Source organism: Egibacteraceae bacterium, assembly GCA_040905805.1.
Classification (GTDB): Bacteria; Actinomycetota; Nitriliruptoria; order Euzebyales; family Egibacteraceae; genus DATLGH01.
This window is the reverse complement of sequence record JBBDQS010000069.1, coordinates 13,832-35,345: the sequence shown is the minus strand read 5'-3', so window position 1 is coordinate 35,345 and position 21,514 is coordinate 13,832. Positions and strand designations below refer to the sequence as shown.

Genomic DNA, 21,514 nt, shown 5'->3' with positions numbered 1-21,514 from the left:
TGGTGGGGGTGGTGCCCTGGGTCAGCCCGAACCACACGATGCAGGCGATGTTGTCCTCGTGGGTGTTGCCGGCGATGTCGGTGAACGGCGAGTCGGGCACCAGGGCGGGGTCACACGCCTGCGCGTCGGGGTCGGGGTCGGGGTCTGGGTCCGGGTCGGGGTCCGGCGTGACCTCGAGGGTGGTCGCGGTCGTCGAGGGTCCGTCCCCGGACTCGTTGCTCTCCGCGTCGTGTGCCTCCACCGTGAAGGTATAGGAGGTCCCCGGCGTCAGGCCGGTGACCGTGTGGCTGGTCGGCACCGGCGATCCCTCGATGTCAGCGATGACCGTCCCGTCTTGGAACAGGTGGTAGCCGGCCACCGCGGTGTCGTCGCTTGCTGACGGCCACGACAACGTCACGCTGGTCTGGGTGATGTCCGTCGCGGTCAGCTCCGCGCCGTCTGGCCACACCGGCGCCAGCACGTCGGCGCCGAAGCGGATGATCCGGTCGACGTGGTCCTCCAACCCGGCGGTCTCCATGGTGTCCATCGCGTCCTGCGGGTGCGCGTCAGGTGCCCGCACCAGCATCCCACCGGCGCGTGCGACCGACGACCCAGCCAGCGCGGCGTGCATGGCATCGTCCACGACGTAGACGATGTTGGCCGGAAGGCCGCGGTCGTGGCCCTCCTCCACGATGTCCTCCGACAGCTCGTACGCGTCGGCACCGGTCAGCCGGTTGGCGCCCGGCAGGTCGCCAAGGACCGCGTCGCTGATGGCGTCGGTGTCACCGACCACGATGGTGCGGTCGATGTCCAGGGCGTCCAGGGCGTCCTCGGTGTCCTGCGGGATCGAGTCGGGGTTCACGAACAGGACCGGCAACAGCTTTCCGGCTGCCAGCGCCGCGACACCTGCGCTGTCGGAGTCTTCAGGGTTCACGATCACCACGGCGTCGAATGCGGGCCCGGGCGGCTCACCCTCCGCCGCGGTCAGTCGGGGGTCGAGGTGGAGAGCCACCTCGGCGGCCATCTCTGCCGGCTCCTGCGAGAAGCGCTCGACGTCGGTGCCCAGTGGGCCCCGCGCCGCGATGTCGGTCTCGATCCCGGCACTGACGTCGTCGGCGGCGCCGAGGATGAAGACCCCGGTCAGCCCAGCCTGGTCCACCATGTCACTGGTATCGGTGCCATCTGGGAGGGGACGTGGTGCCTCTTCACGCCGGTGCAGCTCCATGCGGTCGATCTCGTCGGAGACCACCGCGGGCAGCGCGTTCGCCGGGGTGGCGAGCACCGGACCCATGTAGCGACGGGCGAGCACGCTGCCGACCAGCGCGGATGCCCAGTCGCCCTCGTTGACGACCACTGCCTGGGCGTGCGGGCTGGTAGCCATGATCGGGCCCGTGCGGTCCGTGCCTCGGGACTGCCCACCGCCGGGGTAGCCGATGTCCTGGCTCAGTGCGACCGACACGTCCACGGCGTTGTCCTCGGGCAAGGTCTCCACCAGCGGCAGTCCGTCGGGGTCATCGTCGTAGCGGACACGCGTGAAGAACAGGTCCTCGTTCTCCGCAGCGCGGAACGCAATCGGGGACGGTACGAATGAGAATTTGAACGTCCCGGGCAACGCCTTGCCACGGCGGCTGTCGTGCCACACCGCCACCATGTCGTCGCCGGCGTGGTCGAGGCCCATGCCGTGGTGCCAGAACGCGCCTTGCTGCTGCTCCCAGCCCTGGTCGTCGTTGTTCGAGTAGTCCGTCAGGCGCACGTTGGTGGAGAAGCTCTCCCCATCATCGGTGGAGAACGCGTGGTAGATGTCACGGGTGCGCGCGATGCTGCACGACCAGTGGCTGTCCTCACAGATGTAGCGCTCGACTGGGCGCTCCGCTCCGCCCCGCTCGATCAGGGGCGTGCGGCCCTCGATCCAGTGCCGGCGGTCCATCCAGACGATATCGACCCGCCCGCTGGAGGAGACCCCGATGTTGGGGTGGCGCCGCTGGTGCTCGGTCACGCCGCTGTCGGGGGGAAGGTTGTCATCGACCCTGTTGGGCGAGCTCCAGGTCTGCCCCGCGTCACTCGAGGTGGTGTGGTACATCCCGGCACCCGGGTCGAACCAGTGGTCCTGGGGCTGGACGTCGGTGGCCGCCTCAACTGCGGGTGGCTCCGGCTCCAAGGCGAAGGAGATGTGGAGGTTGTCGTTGTTCGGGTTGATCGCTAGCCGCGGGTAGCTGTCGCCCGGGGTGTCCACCACGTCGGCGACCTCCCAGGTCGCGCCTTGATCGTCGGTCCAACCGACGCGGATCAGGCGGCCGCCGGACTGCCAGACGGTGTAGGCGGTGCCGTCGCTGCCGATGACGATCTGGCCCTGGAGGCTGCCGTTGAAGTCAGCGGGGTCGTCGGCCGCCTGCTGGTCGGTCCGGTTGACCGCCAGCGGGTGGGACCAGGTGTCGCCCCCGTCATCAGAGACGGCCATCGCGATGTTGTTGGTGGTCCAGGTGTTCTCGGTGGGGTGGGCGATGCTGCCGCGGGCCTGCACGTACACCAGGTCCTCGCCACCCTCGCCGGCGCCGGGGTCCACGGCTACGCGCGGGAAGTTGAACGACGGGTGCTGCGGGTTGATGAGCCCGGTGTCCTCGTCCACGGGACCGGCGACCCCGCCGACGATGCCCTCCTCCACGGAGGTGATGGTGTCGCCACCGTCGTCCGAGCGGGCCAGCAGCAGCGACGTGCCGGCGGCGCCCTCACGTATGCCCAGGAACGCGGTGTAGACGGTGCCGCCCTCGCCGAACGCGATCGAGCCGTGGCTGCTGTGACGGCCGGAACCGCGCTCGTTCGAGCAGAACCCACGGGCCTCGGAGGCGGGCGGCTCGGTGCCGAAGTCGGGCGGCGCGGGGAAGTCGTTGGTGGTGCTCCAGGTCTCCCCGCCGTCGCGCGAGACGTGCAGCTCGCAGGCGTCGCCGGCCTCGACGTGCGCGTTCCAGGTGAATGCGACCCAGTGCTCGGGGTCCTCGGGGTTCACCCGGAGCCCGCCGGCGAGCCGCCCGGGGGCTTCCTCGCCCGGCGGGGGGTTGACCGGTGCCACCGGTTGGTTGGGGCTGACGGTCACATCCGCGAGCTCAGGCGCGACCGACTGCGCCGGCTCGACCTGGGAAGGCTCCTGTGCACCGGTGGGTGTGGCCAGCAGGGCCAGCCCCATGAGCAGGGCCAGCACCGCCGCCATGGTGGCACGCGGCCAGATGGCCCGCCCGAGGGGCAGCCCACGATGTATCTCTTGCATGCGACATCTCCTTCTAGCATTATGGAATGTATCGATTTGGTGCGCTGCAGCTGCCCAACACAGCAAAAACCACCCGACAGCGCATCGCGCTTCCGGGGCTCGCGCTGCTCGTGACCAGACATTTGCGACACAGTCGCGGCGGACTGTGCCGCAGCATTGCCCGCTTCTCTCCCCCGTCACCGGGCCCACGACGGTCAAGGCTTCGACGCCACGAGCATGGCAACGAGGTTGAATCCCACTTCTGCGCGATGGACTGTACGGCTCCCCCGAGGTATCCGTCAAGCCCTTTCCCCTAATGTCGTGCGGCTCGGGCCCGCCAAGTTGAAATCAGCACATAGCTGTCTATGACATTTACCGCACCGTTGACCCACGATTTCGCGAAAACCCGCGACCCTCTCGGGGCCCCGGCTGACCCGGACCAGCCGCACGCGTTCGGGCAGGGCGTCGGTATGTCGGAGGCTGCGGGGGCGTGGTGGCGTGCGCCCCGCGCACAGATTGGGTCGCGTGCGGGGCGCCGACCCCGCTCGCCAGCATGCGGTTCGTCGCCTGCCGAGGGATTTGCCCCTCATCACTCGTGGCTTTGATCCGTTATCATCGGTTTGGGGTGAAGCCGAACGGACTGGCCGCGCCACCACGGGCCTTGCGCCGGCGGGTTGAAGCCGGATAAATTGTTCACATAGGCACAGTGGTTCGCTGTGCCCGAACGACCACATAAGAAAGAGGGGGCTTGGATGGAAGTACGCCAAGCACTACCAGCAAGCAGCGCCCGCCTTCCGACCAGGACCATCCGGTACCTGGTCATCGGCGGCGGTGCGCTGATGGTTATTGGGTTGATCCTTGCGGCACCGGCCTTCGCGTGTTCGCCCAGCGCGAGTATCTCCACGAGCCCGTCTAGCGTCCCGGCGGGCGGTGTCGTGAACGTCATCGGCACCTCCTTCTACGCCGGCGACACCGTGACCGTGCACTGGAATGGCTCAGGCGGTCAGGTCCTCGCCAGCACGGTCGCCGACGCGAACGGCCAGTTCGCGGTCAGCGTCACGGTTCCTGCCGGCACACCGGCTGGTGCCTACTCCATCTCGGCGCGGGCCGCCCAGTTCAGTGCGAGGAGCGCCAACTTCGCTGTTTCGCCGGCTCCTGTTGACGCCGTCGACGCCGTCGAGGAGCCCGCGGAACCTGCGGAACCTGCGGAACCTGCGGAACCGACTGCCGGCTCCCAGCCGGAGGCGATCGAGGAGCCCGCTGCTCCGACGCAACCGGTCACACCGCCAGCACCGTTCGAGGAGGCGCCGACCCAAGAGGCTCCGCCCGCGAACCAGCCGGTCGCAGCCCCGGTGGCACCGCCGGTCAGCGAGACCCCTGCTGCGCCAGCACCCGCTGCGCCAGCACCTGCTGCGCCGGCGGCGGAGACCCAGACGCCAGCGCCCACAGCGGTGGCACCGGTCACCACCACGCCGGTCCCCGCAGCGCTGACCAACACGACGGGGTCCCCTGCGACCACGTCGACCACGTCGACACCGTCGACGCCGGCCGGAGTGGCACCGCTGAGCGAGCCTGCCCCTGAGGGCGAGCTCGTCGGCGTTGCAGCAACGGCGTACGCGCCCAGCACCGCAGAGCGTGCACTGCTCGCCGGTGCGGGGATCACGACCGATGCGGCACCCGCCGCGGCGGTCACGGCTCCGATCGAGCCGGCCGACCCGTCGGTCGTCGACGCTGCTCCGTTCTCGAGCGACGTCGGTGAGAGCACCCCGTTCGACGGGGGGCAAGGGACCACACCGTGGGCCCTCCTGCCGCTGATGCTGTTGGCAGCTGGTCTGCTCACCGCGTCAGGTGCAGCGTTGGTCACGGAAGTCCGGCAACGCGCGAAGGCCAAGATCAAGGTCTAGCGCGGCTCACGCAGCATACGGCCCGACCGGAGGTTCGCCTCCGGTCGGGCCGTCGCATGTTCCCCAGGCGGGCTTTCCCGGGGTGCCCGACCACCAGCGGGTGCGTGATCCACGCACCCGCACGAGCCACGGGGGCTAGGATTGCCAGGGGCGCCGGTGGCCTGTCGGCCGGTCCTCCGCGGCCGTTTGGTGGGCCGTCGAGCCCACCGCGCGAACTCGCATCGCCACAACCGTAGGAGCAGCGGTGACCCAGTCGCAGCAGCGCAAGCGGAAGCCCGAAAAGACGAAGGACCCGAAGGACCGCCAGCCGTACCGCCTGGCCAAGATCCTCCTGTCGCTCACGCTGCTGACACTGCTCGGACTCGGCGGTGCGCTGGTGTACTACGCCCTGCCCGAGACGGCCGGTGAGGAGGCCAGCATCGGCCTGTTCGAAGGGTGGGCCGAGAACCGCGAGATCACCTCGGCGGTGCTCAAGAGCCATGACAACCGCATCCTGTTCATGCGCGACGACGAGCAGTACTGGGTCGCCCTCCCCGGCGAGAACCCAGTCTTCGCCAGCGGATTCATCACCACCGCGATCGACCAGGGCATCCCGCTGGACATCGACCAGCAGGCGTTCAAGCGGCGCATCGACCTGATCGCGGGCTTCGTGGTGACGATGATCCTCGTCTGCGGGCTCGGACTGGCGATCGTGCTCTTCAGGGCCGGAGGCGGGAACAACGCGTTTCTGAAGGCCGCCGCCAAACGCGGTGCGGAGGAACGGCCCGTGACGTTCGCGGACGTCGCCGGCGTCGACGAGGCCATCCTCGAGATCCGGGAGGTGCGCGATTACCTCCTGGACCCCGCCCGGCTCGAGGCCATCGGAGCGGAAGCCCCCCACGGCGTCCTGCTGGTCGGCCCCCCGGGCACCGGCAAGACGCTGCTCGCCCGCGCGGTCGCTGGCGAGGCCGGCGTTCCGTTCTTCGCCATGTCGGGCACCGACTTCGTGGAGATGTACGTCGGAGTCGGCGCCGCACGCATCCGTGACCTGTTCCGCCAGGTGCGCGAGCGTGCCCCGGCCATCCTGTTCATCGACGAGCTCGACGCGCTGGGCCGCGCACGGGGCGGTGCTGCCAGCAGCGGCGGCAACGACGAGCGCGACCAGACCCTCAACCAACTGCTGGTGGAGATCGACGGCTTCGCCAGCACGACGGGGGTCGTGATCATGGGGGCGACCAACCGCCCCGACGTGCTCGACAAGGCGCTGCTGCGCCGCGGTCGCTTCGACCGCCAGATCGTGGTCGACCGCCCGGACCGGGCGGGCAGGCTCGACATCTTGCGCGTGCATGCGGCCAACAAGCGCTTCGAGCCGGCCGTCGACCTGGATCGGGTCGCGGTGCAGACTACGGGCTTCACCGGCGCGGACCTCGCCAGCCTGACCAACGAGGCAGCGCTCCTGGCCGCGCGGCGGGGCAAGGAGGCCATCGGCCTGCTGGAGCTGGAGGAGGCCGTCGACCGGGTGCTGGTCGGCAGCGAGGGCCGGGTCCGGCGACTCAGTCCCGCGGACAAGCGCGCGGTGGCCTACCACGAAGGGGGGCACGCCCTCGTGGCGTTCGCGCGACCGGAGGGGGATCCCGTCAGCCGTATCTCCATCGTCAGCCGGGGCAGCTCGTTGGGCCACACCCGCATCCAACCCGACGACGACAAGGTGGTCGTCGCCCAAAACGACATGCATCACGAGCTGGCGGTCTCAATGGGCGGCCGGGCAGCCGAGGATCTCGTCCTCGGCGAGCCGACCAGTGGGCCGTCCAGCGACCTGCGTCGGGCGACCAGACTGGCTCGGCGGATGGTCTGCGAGTTCGGGATGAGCGATGCGCTCGGGATGGTGGCCCTCGGGCAGCCGGGGTCGAGCGCCTACCTGGACGACGGGTCGTTCATCCCCGACTACTCCGCGGAGGTCGCCGGGTTGATCGACCGGGAGATCCGCCGGATGATCGATGAGGCGTACGACCACGCACTGCAGCTCCTGCGCGCCCATCGCGACATCCTCGACTGGCTGGTCGAGGAGCTCGTCGCGAACGAGACCTTGCGCGAGGACGAGCTCCAACCGTTCGCCGACGCCGTCGCCATCGCCGTCAGCGGCATGCCGGCCCCGCCGCTCAACGGGACAGATGCTCGCGCCGCCGGTGGTCCGGCCGCCCCCGCGGGACGGCCGGAGGGGACGGGCCCCACACGGCGGTGACGGTGGGCTAGTGGACCGCCACACCTATTGCGTCGCGGCGCGCGCGGTGCCTAGCCTGGGGGCTTGGTCGTGGGGCGTCGCTCGTGGTGCAGGCGCGCGCACTGGACACCGGCAACGGCAAGGGAGCAACCGTGGCTTTCCGCGACAAGGGCAGGCAGGGTGACGACCTGATGGAGTCAAACCACCAGGCGGCCCTCGAGCCGAGCTGGGTCCTCGGACGTGACCTGTCGTCCGGCGCTGACCCTGACAGCGCTGCTCCGGCCCCGGACGGTGACGACGACGGGCACGACGGCGGATCCCGCGTGCTGCTGGCTGCCCTGGCTGCCATCCTGAGCGCCGTGGCCGTGCTGTCCGTCGCCGTCATGCTGCTCAGCGAGCAGCTCGCGGCGTCCGCGTGGCCGCTGCCGCTGGCCGTCGTCGCTGTGCTCGCTGCGGCGGTTGCCCTCTTCAGCTGGTGGCGCCGGGGCTCCCCCGCACCACGCGACTAGGGGAGCCAGCGCCCGCCAGTGAGCACCCCCGAGGAACCCGCATGCCGTTGGCAGCGGCTCGTGCGCGCCAAGTTCGCGGAGATGGAGCGCCTGTCCCCCCAGGCAGACCGGATCGGGCCCGCCTTCTGGGACACCCGCGCCGAGCGCTACGCGCAGCGGGTCGCCGGCACCGCCGAGCGCGACCCCTTCGTGCGGCGGGCGCGGCGGCACATCGGGCGGCGCACGGTCGTGCTCGACGTGGGTGCCGGGACGGGCCGCATCACGGTGGCCCTCGCGCCCCGTGCCCGCGAGGTCGTGGCGGTCGACCCGAGCGCCGGCATGCTGGAGGTCCTGACCCGCGACGCCGCGCGGGCGGGCTTGACCAACGTGCGCACCCTGCACGCGCCGTGGGAGGAGTCCGGCGACGTCGTCGGGGACGTCGCCGTCTGCGCGTACGTCCTGCCGATCGTCGAGGACGTGGCACCGTTCTTGCGCAAGCTCGACCGCGCCGTGCGGCGCAGGGTCCTGATCTCCATGGCGGGAGCCAGCACCGACCTGCTGTTCGACCCGATCTGGCGGCACTTCCACGGGCAGCCGCGCGCTCCCGGACCGACCTACCTGGACGCGGTGGCGGTGCTCGCCACGCTCGGCGTCACCGCCGACGTCGACATCGTGGAGGTGCCGGCCAGGGCCCGATTCCCCGATCTCGACGAGGCGGTGGAGGACTACCGGCGGAGCCTGTGCCTCCCCGACACCGCCGAGGCCCGGGCCGAGCTCAGGCCCCTGCTGGACGACTGGCTCATCGAGCGGGGAGACGGCCTGGGTGCCCCCGTCCGCAGCCTGCCGGCCGCGGTGGTGTCGTGGACCCCGCAGGGCCCGTCCGGCGACGGGACGGTGACGTAGGCTGTCGACGGTGAGCACACCCAAGGCCAGTGGCACGCCCGGGGACGCCGACGCCTCTGCGGGCGGCGGCGAACCCGTCCGGCGACCACCCGGGCTGCGCCTGGAGCAGCTGCTGACCGTGACGGACGAGACCGACGAGCACCGGCGGCTCCTGCTGGAGGACTCGGCTCCCGAGCGGGCGATCAGGAGAGCCGTGCGTGCGGGGATCGCCATGGACGCGACCGCATGCCCGTACCGGGACACCCCGTCGCGTCATGGCGGGCCGATGAACACGTCCGCCTACGAGGCGCTGCGCCGTGACACCACGCAGATCCTCGACGGGCTGGCGTGGCTCGGCGAGCAGTACCGCGCACAGGAGCCAGACCAGCACGCCACGGTGCAGGGCCTCGCCGACCTCAGCAAGCTCGGCATCACCATCCCGCTGGTCCTGTTCCACCGCGGACGGGATCCGGTGCGCCGGCACGGCGAGCTGCCGTCGTACATCGCCGCGATCTTCAAGGCCAGTCGCGGGATGTTCTCCGCGGCCTTCGACATGGTGGCCAAGGCCGGCCCGGGACCCACCACGGCGGCCGAGGTCGTGGCGTTCGCCGAGGAGCACGGTCATCTGCGACGCGCGCAGACCGCCACGGTCTGTGCGGCCCCCACCCGGCTGATCCAGCGCACCGTGTCGGTGATGCTCACCGGGGAGGGCGCGGACCCGGCGTCGAGCCAGCTGAGCGAGCTGGTGGCGTTCGACCGGCTCTGGAAGGCCTTCCGGCTGGAGCGGGCGTTCAACCAGAACCTCAGCAGCTACGGCTACGTGCTGGAGCGGCTGACTGCGGCGGGGTGGCGGACCGACGACCCGGCGCTGTTCGACGAGACCGTCCGGGTCGCCGGGGGCACCGGCACCTTCGGTGACCTCACCGATGCCTTCCTGCGCTACGCCAACCAGGCCCAGGCCTTGCTCAACCGCGCGCTGGAGCGGGCGGAGAACGCCCCGCCGATGACCTTCACCGACGTGCTGCGGGCGTTGTAGCGATGACCCCTGAGGCCCGGACGGCCGCTACGCTGGCTCCACGTCATCTCGGTCGGCGCGGAGGGAGCTAGGGGGATGGGGGTGCGGCGAGCTCGGGCTGTCGTCGGCGGGGGGTGGAGCTTCGTCGTCCTGGTCGTCGTGGTCGGGGCACTGGCCGTGGGCGCGGGGCTGTGGGTCAGCGACGCGAGGACCGGCACACCGGGGGGCACCGCGGACCCGGCCCAAGCGGTGGCCACAGATGTCGACCCGGCACACGCCGCCGGCGACCACGCCCACGGCGGGGCCACGGAGATCCCACCGAGCGTCGACCCTGAGGACCTGCCCCTGCGCACCGACCGCCAGGAGCGCGCCGAGTTCACGCTGGACGGCGACGTCAAGGTGTTCACCCTGACCGCGGAAGCGGTCCGCTGGGAGCTGCTCGACGACACGTGGGTGACCGCGTGGGGCTACAACGGGCAGGTGCCCGGTCCGGAGATCTGGGTCGACGAGGGCGACCGGGTCCGCATCGAGCTCACCAACGAGCTGCCCGCGCCGACCACCATCCACTGGCACGGCATCGACGTGCCCAACGAGATGGACGGTGTCCCCGGGGTCACCCAGGATCCGATCGAGCCCGGCGAGCGATACGTCTACGAGTTCGAGGCGCAGCCGACCGGCACGTTCTGGTACCACTCCCACTTCGACGACGCCCGCCAGCAGGACATGGGACTCGGCGGGGCGTTCATCATCCGCGGTCAGAACGATGCGGACTTCGACCGGGACTACGTCACGTTGATCGACGAGTGGATCCGCCTGCCCGACGGCCGCAACGGGTGGGAAGGGGCGGCCCACGCCGGCCACTCCCCTGCTGAGTACAACTGGTTCACCATCAACGGCAAGGCCTTCCCAGCGACCGAGGACATGGTCGTCACCGAAGGCGACCGGGTCCGCATCCGGATGATCAACGCCGGGTACCAGGCCCATCCCATGCATCTGCACGGCCGCCGATTCCGCGTCATCGCCAAGGACGGCGCCCTGCTCGACGCCCCCTACCTGGCCGACACGGTCCTGATCGGCGCCGGGGAACGCTACGACGTCGAGTTCGTCGCCGAACGCCCCGGCGACTGGATGTTCCACTGCCATATCCCCCACCACACGCAGAACGACGCCGTCGGCCCCGGCGGGCTGATCAGCCACGTGACCTACGAGGGACACCGCAACCGCTACCAGCAGGAGCGAGACCATGAGTGACACCGACACGGCCGCCCCCGAGCGGGCCCCACGGACAGGCAGGCGACTGGCGGTGGTCGCGGTCGTCGCCGCGGCGGGCTTCGGCGGGGCCCTGCTGGTGATGGGCGGTGGCGACGAGGGGGCATCAGACGAGCAACCGCAGCCGGTCGACGAGCAGGTCCGGGAGCCCGCCGCGGATCCCGCAGGGGCCGACTACGAGGTGACCGTCGACCTGGACCCCGACCCGCCTCGCCTCGAGGGCACCGCCTTCGCGGTTCGCGTGACCCACGAGGGCGAACCCGTCACCGGAGCGGACGTGCAGGTCCGGGCCGACATGGACGGCCACGCCCACGAAGGCATCACCGCGACGGCGACGGAGGTCGACCCCGGGCACTACGAGACCGGCGAGCAGCGCTTCCCGATGCGCGGGGGCTGGATCGGCCAGGTCAGCGTGTCAGGAGCCGAGGGATCGGCGTCCGCCCCCCTTCGCTTCACCGTGGACTGAGCGGATCGGGGCGCCGTGGGTGGGGAGCCCCCGATGGTGTGGTCGGCGTCCCCCGACGTGCGTGGGGCCCGCGCGCCGATCGGGTGATGATCGGTGCGCGGGCCCCAGCGGCCCTCCGTGTGCGGCGCTCCGCTCAGGCCTTCTGCGCGGGCTTGCTGCTCCGCGCCGGCTTGCTCTCGGGCTCGGGTGCGCCACGCGACGGCTTCGTCGGCGGCCCCCCGCCCGCGCGCCGAGCGAAGAAGGCGGCGGCCACGAGGATCAAGCCGACGAACAGCAGTCCGATGACCGCCGCCAGCACGTAGGCCAGCACGCGGGGGAACGTGGCCGGCAGCGGCTCGTACTGCAGCGCGGCCGTGTAGATGTCCTGGGTCTGCGTGAGCTCGTCCCCGTGCCGGGTGTCCGAGTAGCCGAAGATGGTGTGGGCGTCGCTCACCGCCATGCCGACCGGCATGCGCATGTCGAACCCACCGCCCCACGGACCGATGCTGCGGTCGATCCCCTGGTCGGTGATGCGCCGGTTCTCCGACCAGGTCTCGCCGTTGTCGAACGACACGGCGTGGTAGACGTCGTTGGTGTGGTTGCCGATGTTGTCGCGGAAGTCCCACCACGCCGCCTCGAGACGGCCGTCGGGGCCGACCTCGAGGTTGGGCAGCAGCTGCGAGTGCAGCGCCTCGGGGTCGTCGTCGCTGATCAGCGTGGGCTCGGTCCAGGTCTCCCCCGCGTCGGTGGAGCGCTGGTAGTAGATGTCGGCGTCGCCCTGCGTCTGGTCGGGCTTGGCGTGGTAGGCGACGTGCAGGCTGCCGTCGGCCCCGCCCTCCGGGCTCCAGCGCATGATCGAGGTGCCGAGGTTCGGCAGCTCCGGGGCGACCTCGAAGATCTCCCAGGTCTCTCCGCGGTCAGTGGAGCGCGACACGTAGCTGTTGCGCTCGGCCTCGGTGTCGACATCGCGGGAGAGCAGCCGCTCCCACAGGACGTAGACCGTACCGTCGGCGTCGACGACCATCGAGGGGTTGTTGCCGCCCCCGTTCTCCGCGACCCGCTGGTCCTCGGGAACGTCGTCGGGGAAGTTGTCGGGATCGTCGAAGAACCCGGCCTTGGCGTCGATCGGGTCGGAGAAGGTCTCGCCGCCGTCGGTCGACACCGCCACGGCCGGGATCGTGGTCGGGAAGCTGCCGGACCGCCACGCGACGTACACGGTGTCCTGCGCCCCGCTCGTGTCGACGGCGATGGCCGACACCGGCCGGTTGTTCTCGATGTCGTCGTCCTCGAAGCCCCGGGCGTCACGGGCGATGGTCGTCTGCCAGGACTCCCCGAGGTCGTCCGAGCGGCTGACGAGCACGCTGATGTTGCCGCTGCGCATCCCCCCGTCCTGCTCGTCCCAGCCCGCCAGCCCCAGGTAGAGCATCCCCTCGCTGCCGAACGCCATCGGGGTCTGGGTCACCCCGCCCGAGCCGTGGAGGCAGAACGGGTAGGAGGCCGGCGCCGGCAGGGCGTCGGGCCGAGTCCAGGTCTGGCCACCGTCGGTGGACCGCATGATCCCGCACACCCGGGTGCGCATCTCCACGAACGCCGCGACGATGTTGCGGTCGTTCTCCGGGTCCACGGCCAGCGTGGGCGAGGAGTACGTGCGCGAGGGCACGAGGTCGTCTTGGGTGGCGTGGACGGGTTCGGTGAGCGTCGGTGACTCCTGCGCGGTCGCGGCGCCCTGGCTGAACAGGGCGACCGCGAAGGCGGTCAGGACAAGGCGGACCGTGGACTTCTTCATGAGCACTCTCCCTTGCGCGTGAAGCGCTCTACTCGGACGTCGCCGTCTCGGCCACGGCGCGTCGAGAGCGGCCGGCCATCAGCGCAGCCGCGCCCGCGGCGAACAGGACGAAGCCGGTGATCCCGAGTGCGACGAGCACGAACTCGCCGGCACCGACGGACTCGGTCTGCATGAGCTCTGGAGCGCGCTCGCTGGCGTCCGCACCCACAGCCGCGCCGAGGACCGGTTCCCCGCCCTCGCCCACGACGGTCACGAGCGCCCGCGAGGGGATCCCCCAGGTGGTGGAGCCGTCCTCGCTCTCCTGGGTGGCGACCAGCGTGTAGTTGCCGGGCGCCGTGTCGCTCGGGACCCGCACTGTGCCCTCCAGCAGGCGGTTTTCGGGGGTGACGGTGCCCAGCACCCGCCCGTCGAGACCGTCCCAATGCAGTGTCACGTCGTTGGCGTTGTAGAAGCGCCCGTTGACGGTGATCTCGTCACCCGGCGACGCCTGACCGGGCGTGGCCTCAAGCGTGGCCACGGGCACGCAAGCCCACGCGGTGGCGGCCAACGCCACCAACGCCACCGCAGCGAACAGACCCGTTCGAACCAGCTTCGGATTCATCGGCTCCAACTCCCTCACCATAGCAACAAAGACCGTGCCGCGACGCTCCGACACACCGGCGCCGCGCGCATATGTAGCCCCTGCCCCAAACGATGCAGGCGAGAGCGCATGTGAGCCTCCCGCGCGCGCTGGCGCCCGTCAATGCGTGCCTTTTACATATAGGGCTCTGTGGTCCCCCTCGTCGTACCGGCCGCCAGCCGTCGACCGGGAGCTTGACCCGGGCACGCCGGCCGCCGCGGAAGGGACGGCGGCGGGGATGCCCCCATCGGGTGTGCTGTCCGTCGATCCTTCCGAACGTGGCGGGCCCGGCGGCCTGAGCCCTGGAGCAGGCCGCCGAGTGCGCATGGCGCAGCCGGCTGACCAGCACAAACACTGCGCCACTAGGTGAGTGTAGCCATCTATGTCTCCAACATGTAGATGGTTCACTGCTGTAGTTGGAAATACCCTATTGCCGTGCGCATTGGTTCCGTGTGAGAATCGGGGCTGTCCACCTTCGAACGTCCTTGGGCAATCGAGCACAAGGCAGCGCTTCGAGGTGAAGGAGGTATCTAGATGGGTGTACGAACGAAAACATTTCTGGTAGCCACCGCGGTGGCCATGACGATGGTCGTGGGCACCGCCTTTGCCTGCACGAACCTGGCGACGCTGAACCTCAGCGCGGCCGCCGGCCAGGCGGGCGACTCGATCACGGTGACGGGGTCGTCGTTCTCCGTGCCGTCGGAGGGTGAGACCCCCGCCGTCGTGATGACGTGGAACGGTGCGGAGGGCGAGGAGCTCGCCTCGGTCACGCCGGACTCCGCCGGTAACGTCTCGGCGACCTTCGAGATCCCGGACGGGCAGCCCGGGTACTACGTCATCGTCGCCTCGCAGATGGACGAGGAGGGCGAGCCCATGTACGGCACGCCGGCCCGTGCGTCGTTCCAGATCCTCGGCCCGGGTGGCGAATCGGTCGTGCAGCCTGCGGCTCCGACCCCCGCGGTCGCCGACGGCGGCAGCACGACCGGCATCGTCGCCATGACCGCGATCCTCGGGGTCCTCGGTCTGGCGCTGTTCGGCGCAGGCTTCAGCGCCTTCGTCAAGCAGCTGCGTGGCCGTGAGGAGCCGGAGACGGCACCGGTGCGTCGCGACTAGCACCATCCGCAGCACGGCACGCTGCGTGCCACACTGCCGGGGGGGGGGGGGGGGGGGGGGGGGGGCCCGCTTCGACGGGCACCCGGCATCTGCATGTCCGGAGCGCGACGAGGAGCGATGCTGCCACCGACCCCTGCTCTGCTGCTGAGCGCGACCCGTGCGGCAGCCATCCTGGTGGCCATCCTGGTGACGGCCGTGGCGTGCAGCTCCCCCGCGAGCGACGGCGACGGCGCCTCGCCGGCAGCGAGCCTGCCACGCGCTGACACCCAGGACCTGACGGTCGCGGTCGGGGCGGACCCGTTCCTGCGCCCGCGGCGTTCACCGGCGACCGGGGACGAGCCGGCGGGAGAACGCCGCGCCATCCCGGACGTGGGCGTGCGGACCGACGGTCCCAACCCCGGCATCTTCGAGACCCTGACGAGGGTCACGCCCACGTTCGGGGTCGGGCCCGGGCTGGCGGAGGGGTGGGAGCAGGTGTCGCCGACGCGCTGGCGCTTCAGGCTGCGCTCCGGGGTGACGTTCCACGACGGCTCCGCGTTCGAGGCCGGCGCCGTCGTGGAGACCCTGGAGTCCGTTGCCCGCCGTCAGCATCCGCCCCGCGGCATGGAACCGGGTGGGGTCACCGCCGCGGACGATCACACCGTGGAGATCGCCCTCACCTCGCCGAACCTCCGCCTGCCCGAGCAGCTCGCGGACCCGAGTACCGCGATCCGCGCCGCCGGCACCATCGCAGGAGCCGGCGATGATCCCGCCACCACGCCCACGGGCACCGGGCCTTTTCGCTTCGGCTCGTACACCGCGGGCAGCGAGCTGGCGGTGGAGGCGTACGCCGGTTACTGGGGCGGCGCGCCCCAGCTGGACTCCCTCACGTTTCGCTTCGGCCCGGCGCAGGACGCCAGCCGGGTGCTGGCCACCCGGCAGGCCCAGGTGGTCGGCCACGTCCCCCACCACACGCTCGCGCAGGTGTCGGGACGGGACCGGGTCGCGGCATCGCCGCCCGCACGGTCGGCCTACCTGCTGCTCAACGTGGGCGGGAGCGACGACTGGGCGACCCTGCAGGACCACCGGGTGCGGCGGGCGATCAGCCTCGCGATCGACCGGGTGGCGCTGACCGGGGCGGCGTGGCCCGACCACGGCGAGCCGAACCACACGCTCATCCCGCCCGCGGTCCTCGGCACCGCCGCCGCCGCCGCGGTCTCCGCCCCCGACCACGACCCGGCCGCCGCACGCGCGTTGTTGGATGAAGCCGGATGGGCTACGGGAGGAGATGGCCTGCGCCGCCGTGACGGTCGCCCCCTGGAGGTGACCTTGGTCCTCTCCCGTCCCGAGGAGCTCGCTCAGGCCGCAGAAGCGGTCCGCGCCCAGCTCGCCGCGGTCGGCATCGCTGTGGCCATCCCCGACCAGGGCGACGCGCCGGTGGACCGCTACCAGCGGGTGAACGACGGCACCTTCGACCTCTTCCTGGATCTGCGCGGCCAGACCGACGCAAACCCCTGTGCGCTGTGCCGGTTCTTCTCGATCCGGCCGGGCGGACAGCTCACCATCTCGGGGACCGTGGGTGCGGGCGACGCTGCGGATGCCCTCTTCGAGGAGGCCTTCACCGTCCGCTCCATCGACAGCGCCCGTCGCGACGCGGCGGCGCTCATGGAGGTGGTCGTCACCGACGAGGTCGTCGCGATCCCGCTGGGTTCCCTGCCCAACGTCTGGCTCCTGTCCCCGCGCGTGCAGGGGTTCGAGCCGTCGGCCGTGCTCGGCACGCAGCGCTGGGAGCACGTGTGGCTCACCGTGTGAGCCGCCACCGGGCGGCGCTGGCAGCGGTGCTGGTGGGACTCGCCGTCCTGGGCGTGGGCCTCCTGGCGTGGACGGCGGGGATGCGCACGGGCGCCAACGGGTTCGTGAACGCGGATCGACCGAGCATCAACGCCCACAACTCGCCGGCGGTGGCGGTCGACCCGGCGCGGCCCCGGATGCTCGCCGCGGCAAACCGGATCGACACGCCCGAGATGTCGTGCGCGGTGGCCCGGTCCGCCAACGGCGGGACGTCCTGGCAGCCCGTGGAGCTTCCCCTGCCGCCGGATGCCCCCAACTGCTACTGGCCCGACGTCGCGTTCACCGACGAGGGGCGCCTCCTCGTGCTCTACACCGCCACCGGCGGGACCTACAACCGGCCCCTCGGCGTGTGGCTCCAGGCCTTCACGGCCGATGGGGCGCCCGAGGGGGACCCCGTGCCCATCGCCGGCGAAGCCGCCTTCCACGCCCGCATGGCCGCCGGGGACGGGCGGATCCTCGTCACGTGGGTGCAGGCCGGCGCCGCCAGTGTCGACCGTCCCCTGGGCTTTGCCCCCGAGCCCAATCCCATCGTCGTGGCGGGTTCCACAGATGGCGGGCGCACCTTCGCGGACCCGGTGGCGGTCTCCGAGCCGGGACGGCGCGTCGTCCAGCCGTCGGTGGTCATCGCGCCGGACGACCGCGTCCTGGTTGGCGCGCTCGACCTGGGCGACGACCGCGTGGACTACGAGGCGCTCCACGACGGTCGCGGCGGCCCCCCCGAGGACGACCGCTGGCGGGTGGTCACCTGGGCATCTACCGATGGCGGGTCGGTCTTCGGCTCCGCGGTCGCCGCCGCCGACGAGCTCGTGATCCCCGAGCGCGTCATCGTCGAGTTCGCACCCACGCCGGCCTTCGCCGCGGACGCCGCCACGGGGCGGTTCTACGCCACCTGGGACGCCGGTCGCGGCGACGACCGTGACGTCTTCCTCGCCTGGTCCGACGACCATGGGGCCACGTGGTCCACACCGGTCGGCGTGGCCCCGCGGCCGCGAGCGCAGTTCCTGCCAGCGGTGGCGGTCGCACCGGACGGCCGGGTCGACGTCGTCTTCTACGACCGCAGCGATGACCCCGATGACCTCCTGGCCGAGGTGGTGCTCGCGTCCTCGGGCGACCGCGGCGCGTCGTTCGACACGGTCACCATCTCCGACCGGGCCTTTGACTCGGGCATCGGCGTGGGCAGCCATCAGGGCATCCCGGTGCTCTCCAGCCAGCTCGCCGTGGCGGCGCAGAGCCGGTCGAGCGTCGCCTTCTGGGCGGACACCCGCAACGGCGACCGCACCACCAATGTGCAGGACCTGGCGGTTGCCCTGGTGGACCACGGGCGAGCCTGGTCACCCCGGTGGGGAGCCGTGGGCCTCGGCGCAGCGATCATCGCCGTGGGCGGGGCCTTCCTGCGACATGGAGGGCGGACGCGGCGCGCAACCCGGTGAACGGGACGCGGCGCACCGCCAGATGGATGGGCTCCCGGCCTATTCCACACCCAGCGTGTCCGCCACCCAGGCACCGACCTCGGACAGCAGGTCGTCGTCGCGGGCGCTGGCGACCGCGGCCCCGCCGTGCACGTTGGGGTCGTGGGCGGCGTCCCCGCCGGTCGCGTCGCCGTCGCCGTCGTCGTCGTCGTCGTCGTCGCCGTCGGCGTCGGCGTCGGCGTCGGCGTCGGCGATAGCCAGAGTGTGCCCGGCTTGCGCCCCCACGAGCACGTCGGTGTCGCCGCGCAGGGCCCCGACGAGCAGCTCGGCGTCCTCCGCCGACACCCCGGGGTCCGCGCCGCCACGCACGACCAGCGTGGGGGCAGCGACGTCTGCCGCTTCCTCCGCAGGGTCCAGGGAGAAGATGGCCCGCAGGTACTCCTCCTCGCCCGCCGGGAAGATGGGCCGCAGGGCGCTGCGCATCGAACCCGGGTTGGGCAGCTCCCCGGTGGCGATCAGCTCGCCAACCACCGCTCGCAGCTCCTCGGCGTGCTCCTCACCGTGCCCGGGCTCCTCACTGGAGGCGACGAAATCGTCGGCGAGCACGTCGACCAGCGGTCTGCCGGGCGTGGCGACCAGCACCAGCGCGCCGACCGGCAGCTCCGTCGCGGCCAGCCGCAGCGCGGTGAGGCCACCCTCGTCGTGGCCGACCACGCCCACCGACTCCGGGTCCACCTCGACTCGCTCGCCGAGGAAGGTGAAGGCCGCGGCCGCGTCCTCGACCATGTCGTCGAAGGACCGCGGCTGGTCGGCTTCCATCACGCTCTCGCCCGTGCCACGCTTGTCGTAGCGCAGGCTCGCCACACCCGCCTCGGCCAGGGCCCGGCTGAGATCCCGGTACAGGGGGTCCGGCGTCCCGCCCGGCGGTGCCACGCCGTCACGCGTCGTCGGCCCGAACCCGGGGATGATCACCACGCCGGGGACGAGCCCGTCCGCGCCCTCGGGAACCCGCAGTGCGCCGCGCAGCGCCAACCCGTCCGCCCCGGTGAACGACACGGTGATCTCCCGGGGACCCTCGGCGGGAACCGCGCGCGAGCCCGCGGCGGCGGGCTCGTCCGTGTCGCCGCCGCGGACCAGGGCGAGCGCGACCCCGCCGATGACCACCAGCCCGAGGACCAGGGCCACCATGCCGAGCGTCCGTCGCGTGCCGGGCTGCCCGCCACGGGGGCTCGCCGGCTGCGGTCGCCTGCCCCTGGGGGGACGGGTGCACGACGTGCACTTGATCCCCACCGGGGTGTGCACCAGGCAGTCGGCACAGACCCGCCGGTCGCAGGCGGTGCAGGACGCCACCGAGGGTCGGCGGCGGTGCTGACCGCACGGCGCCGTGGTCGGCGGAGAGGCCATCGTCAGTCGGTCCTGCCTGAGGGCACCGCGTCGGTCACGGGCAGCAGCAGCTGGTCGAGGGCGTCACCCTCGAGCGTCTCGTCCTCCATGAGCGCGTAGGCCAGCTTGTCGAGGGTGTCGCGCTGCGCGATCAGGATGGCCTGGGCGCGGGCGTCAGCCTCCCGCAGGATCGCCTGCACCTCGGCGTCGATCTCGGCGGAGACCCGTTCCGAGTGGCCGTACGTGGCGCTGCCGTCGGTGACCATGTAGGGCTTGACGGAGAACGGTCCGATCACCTCGCTCATCCCGAAGTTCGAGACCATTCTGCGAGCCAACGTGACCGCCTTCTCCAGGTCGTTCGACGCCCCGGTCGAGGGGTCTTCGGTCACGATGATCTCCGCCGCACGCCCTCCGAGCATGGCCGCGATGCGGTCACGCAGCTGGGTGCGCGTGACGGTGAGCTGGTCGCCATCCGGCATGAACCACGTGAAGCCACCGCCGTGGCCGCGCGCGACGATCGACACCTTGCTGACCCGGTCCGTCCCGGCCAGGGCCGTCGACACGACCGTGTGGCCGGCCTCGTGGTAGGCGATGCGGTGACGGTCCTGGGGCGAGAGGATGCGCGACTTGCGTTCCGGGCCGGCCATGACCCGTTCGATGGCGTCCGAGAAGTGGTTGGGCTCGACGGTGGTGCTGCCGTGGCGCGCGGCCAGCAGCGCCGCCTCGTTCACCACGTTGGCCAGGTCGGCACCCGAGAAGCCGGCGGTGCGCTTCGCGATGTCGCTGATGTTGATGTTCTCGCCCATCGGCTTGCCGCGCGCGTGGATGGCCAGCACGCCCTCACGGCCCTTCACGTCCGGGCGGTCGATCCCGACCCGCCGGTCGAAGCGTCCGGGCCGCAGCAGCGCCGTGTCGAGGATGTCGGGCCGGTTGGTGGCCGCCAGCACGACGACGCCCGAGCCGGAGTCGAACCCGTCCATCTCCACCAGCAGCTGGTTCAGCGTGGCCTCCCGCTCGTCCTGTCCGCCCGCCGACGCCACGCTGCGTCCGCGGCCGACCGCATCGAGCTCATCGATGAACACGATGCACGGGGCGTTCTCCTTGGCGACCTTGAAGAAGTCGCGGATGCGCGCCGCGCCCACCCCGACGAACATCTCGACGAAGTCCGACCCGGAGATCGAGAAGAACGCCACCTCCGACTCGCCGGCCAGCGCACGTGCCAGCAGCGTCTTGCCGCACCCGGGCGGTCCGGTCAGCAGGATGCCCTTCGGCACCGATGCGCCCATGGCCAGGAACCGATCGGGGTTGGACAGGTAGTCGCGCACCTCGACCAGCTCCTCGATGGCCTCGTCCACCCCGGCCACGTCGGAGAAGGTGATCTTGGAATCCCCGGTCTGCTGGCGTTTGCCCCGGGAGCGACCGAACGTCATCTGGTTGTCCCGGCTGCCGCGGAACAGCAGGAACAGGATGAGGATCGCCGTGATGAGGATCAACACGGGCATGAGCATGGTGACCGGCACGACGAGGTTCTTCAACGGTTGCTGCTGCACGTCGAAGGGGACGCCGGCATCCTCCAGCGCGCTGGTCAAGCGGGCGAAGAGCGTCTCGCGACCGGCCGCGTAGGCCAGCCAGTACTCCCCGCCGTCGTACCGGCCGACGATGCGGTTGTCCGTCTCCATGATCGTCGCGTCGTGCACGCGCCCCTGGCGCAGCAGCGTGGTGAACTCGTCGACGCGCAGCTCCTCGCCCGGGCTGCGGGGAGTGGACCACCACAGGACGACCACGTAGAAGCCGATCAGCACCGGCAGGGCCAGGATGCACAGGATCAAGGCTCGACGCCGCCCGTCGGCCGACTTCTCGCCGCTCTCCTTCTTCTGGTCCTCGTCCGGCTTGCGACGATTCCCTCGTGTCAGCGCCATGGGGTGGTCCCTGCTTTCTCGTCGTCGGTGCG

The 21,514-nt window shown here is 71.3% G+C and carries 15 protein-coding genes; 10 read left to right on the top strand and 5 right to left on the bottom strand.

Going from position 1 to position 21,514, the window contains the following annotated elements; all coding sequences use genetic code 11:
- A partial coding sequence (locus WD250_07795) for a fibronectin type III domain-containing protein (protein ID MEX2620107.1) occupies positions 1–3,241 on the bottom strand: 3,241 nt, incomplete at its 3' end.
- Positions 3,242–4,155: 914 nt separating this feature from the next.
- On the opposite strand from WD250_07795, the gene WD250_07790 reads away from it, so the two are divergent.
- The 7 genes from WD250_07790 (at position 4,156) to WD250_07760 (ending at position 11,444) form a co-directional block, all read left to right on the top strand.
- A complete protein-coding gene (locus tag WD250_07790) occupies positions 4,156–5,124 on the top strand; it encodes a hypothetical protein (GenBank protein ID MEX2620106.1) in 969 nt (322 codons plus the stop codon).
- Positions 5,125–5,368: 244 nt separating this feature from the next.
- Positions 5,369–7,345, top strand: coding sequence for an ATP-dependent zinc metalloprotease FtsH (gene ftsH, locus WD250_07785; protein MEX2620105.1), 1,977 nt, complete (start codon positions 5,369–5,371; stop codon positions 7,343–7,345).
- A 131-nt stretch (positions 7,346–7,476) separates the two neighbouring features.
- Entirely contained in the window at positions 7,477–7,833 is a 357-nt protein-coding gene (locus WD250_07780; protein ID MEX2620104.1) for a hypothetical protein, read from the top strand.
- 60 nt (positions 7,834–7,893) lie between these two features.
- Complete coding sequence (locus tag WD250_07775; protein ID MEX2620103.1) at positions 7,894–8,715, top strand: class I SAM-dependent methyltransferase; 822 nt, start codon at positions 7,894–7,896, stop codon at positions 8,713–8,715.
- Positions 8,716–8,725: 10 nt separating this feature from the next.
- On the top strand, positions 8,726–9,730 hold the full coding sequence (locus WD250_07770; GenBank protein ID MEX2620102.1) for a hypothetical protein: 1,005 nt from the start codon (positions 8,726–8,728) through the stop codon (positions 9,728–9,730).
- A 75-nt stretch (positions 9,731–9,805) separates the two neighbouring features.
- Entirely contained in the window at positions 9,806–10,960 is a 1,155-nt protein-coding gene (locus WD250_07765) for a copper oxidase (GenBank protein MEX2620101.1), read from the top strand.
- Positions 10,953–11,444, top strand: a complete 492-nt coding sequence (locus tag WD250_07760; GenBank protein ID MEX2620100.1) for a FixH family protein — start codon at positions 10,953–10,955, stop codon at positions 11,442–11,444. Before WD250_07765 ends, WD250_07760 begins: the two co-directional genes overlap by 8 nt.
- A 133-nt stretch (positions 11,445–11,577) precedes the next feature.
- Here the strand turns inward: WD250_07760 and WD250_07755 are convergent, their stop codons facing one another.
- Together WD250_07755 and WD250_07750 are read right to left on the bottom strand one after the other, a co-directional pair.
- Complete coding sequence (locus tag WD250_07755; GenBank protein MEX2620099.1) at positions 11,578–13,209, bottom strand: sialidase family protein; 1,632 nt, start codon at positions 13,207–13,209, stop codon at positions 11,578–11,580.
- A gap of 28 nt (positions 13,210–13,237) precedes the next feature.
- Complete coding sequence (locus WD250_07750; protein MEX2620098.1) at positions 13,238–13,810, bottom strand: hypothetical protein; 573 nt, start codon at positions 13,808–13,810, stop codon at positions 13,238–13,240.
- Between the two features lie 552 nt (positions 13,811–14,362).
- Here WD250_07750 and WD250_07745 point away from each other — a divergent pair.
- From WD250_07745 to WD250_07735, 3 genes are all read left to right on the top strand, one after another.
- Positions 14,363–14,941: a hypothetical protein gene (locus tag WD250_07745; GenBank protein ID MEX2620097.1), complete on the top strand. Its 579-nt coding sequence runs from the start codon at positions 14,363–14,365 to the stop codon at positions 14,939–14,941.
- A gap of 117 nt (positions 14,942–15,058) precedes the next feature.
- Positions 15,059–16,732 (top strand): ABC transporter substrate-binding protein, encoded by a 1,674-nt coding sequence (locus WD250_07740; GenBank protein MEX2620096.1) that lies wholly within the window; start codon positions 15,059–15,061, stop codon positions 16,730–16,732.
- A complete protein-coding gene (locus tag WD250_07735) occupies positions 16,729–18,201 on the top strand; it encodes a sialidase family protein (GenBank protein ID MEX2620095.1) in 1,473 nt (490 codons plus the stop codon). Before WD250_07740 ends, WD250_07735 begins: the two co-directional genes overlap by 4 nt.
- Before the next feature lie 39 nt (positions 18,202–18,240).
- On the opposite strand, the gene WD250_07730 is transcribed toward WD250_07735, so the two are convergent.
- Together WD250_07730 and ftsH (WD250_07725) are read right to left on the bottom strand one after the other, a co-directional pair.
- Positions 18,241–19,368, bottom strand: coding sequence for an alpha/beta fold hydrolase (locus WD250_07730; protein ID MEX2620094.1), 1,128 nt, complete (start codon positions 19,366–19,368; stop codon positions 18,241–18,243).
- A 218-nt stretch (positions 19,369–19,586) separates the two neighbouring features.
- A complete protein-coding gene (gene ftsH, locus WD250_07725) occupies positions 19,587–21,482 on the bottom strand; it encodes an ATP-dependent zinc metalloprotease FtsH (GenBank protein MEX2620093.1) in 1,896 nt (631 codons plus the stop codon).
- Positions 21,483–21,514: the final 32 nt, after the last annotated feature.

What these genes read in the sequence shown, in the direction of transcription:
- WD250_07765 (MEX2620101.1), top strand. Translation starts at nt 9,806, where the DNA reads ATGGGGGTGCGGCGAGCTCGGGCTGTCGTCGGCGGGGGGTGGAGCTTC.
- WD250_07760 (MEX2620100.1), top strand. Translation starts at nt 10,953, where the DNA reads ATGAGTGACACCGACACGGCCGCCCCCGAGCGGGCCCCACGGACAGGC.
- WD250_07755 (MEX2620099.1), bottom strand. Translation starts at nt 13,209, where the DNA reads ATGAAGAAGTCCACGGTCCGCCTTGTCCTGACCGCCTTCGCGGTCGCC.
- WD250_07750 (MEX2620098.1), bottom strand. Translation starts at nt 13,810, where the DNA reads ATGAATCCGAAGCTGGTTCGAACGGGTCTGTTCGCTGCGGTGGCGTTG.
- WD250_07745 (MEX2620097.1), top strand. Translation starts at nt 14,363, where the DNA reads ATGGGTGTACGAACGAAAACATTTCTGGTAGCCACCGCGGTGGCCATG.
- WD250_07740 (MEX2620096.1), top strand. Translation starts at nt 15,059, where the DNA reads ATGCTGCCACCGACCCCTGCTCTGCTGCTGAGCGCGACCCGTGCGGCA.
- WD250_07730 (MEX2620094.1), bottom strand. Translation starts at nt 19,368, where the DNA reads ATGGTGGCCCTGGTCCTCGGGCTGGTGGTCATCGGCGGGGTCGCGCTC.
- ftsH (MEX2620093.1), bottom strand. Translation starts at nt 21,482, where the DNA reads ATGGCGCTGACACGAGGGAATCGTCGCAAGCCGGACGAGGACCAGAAG.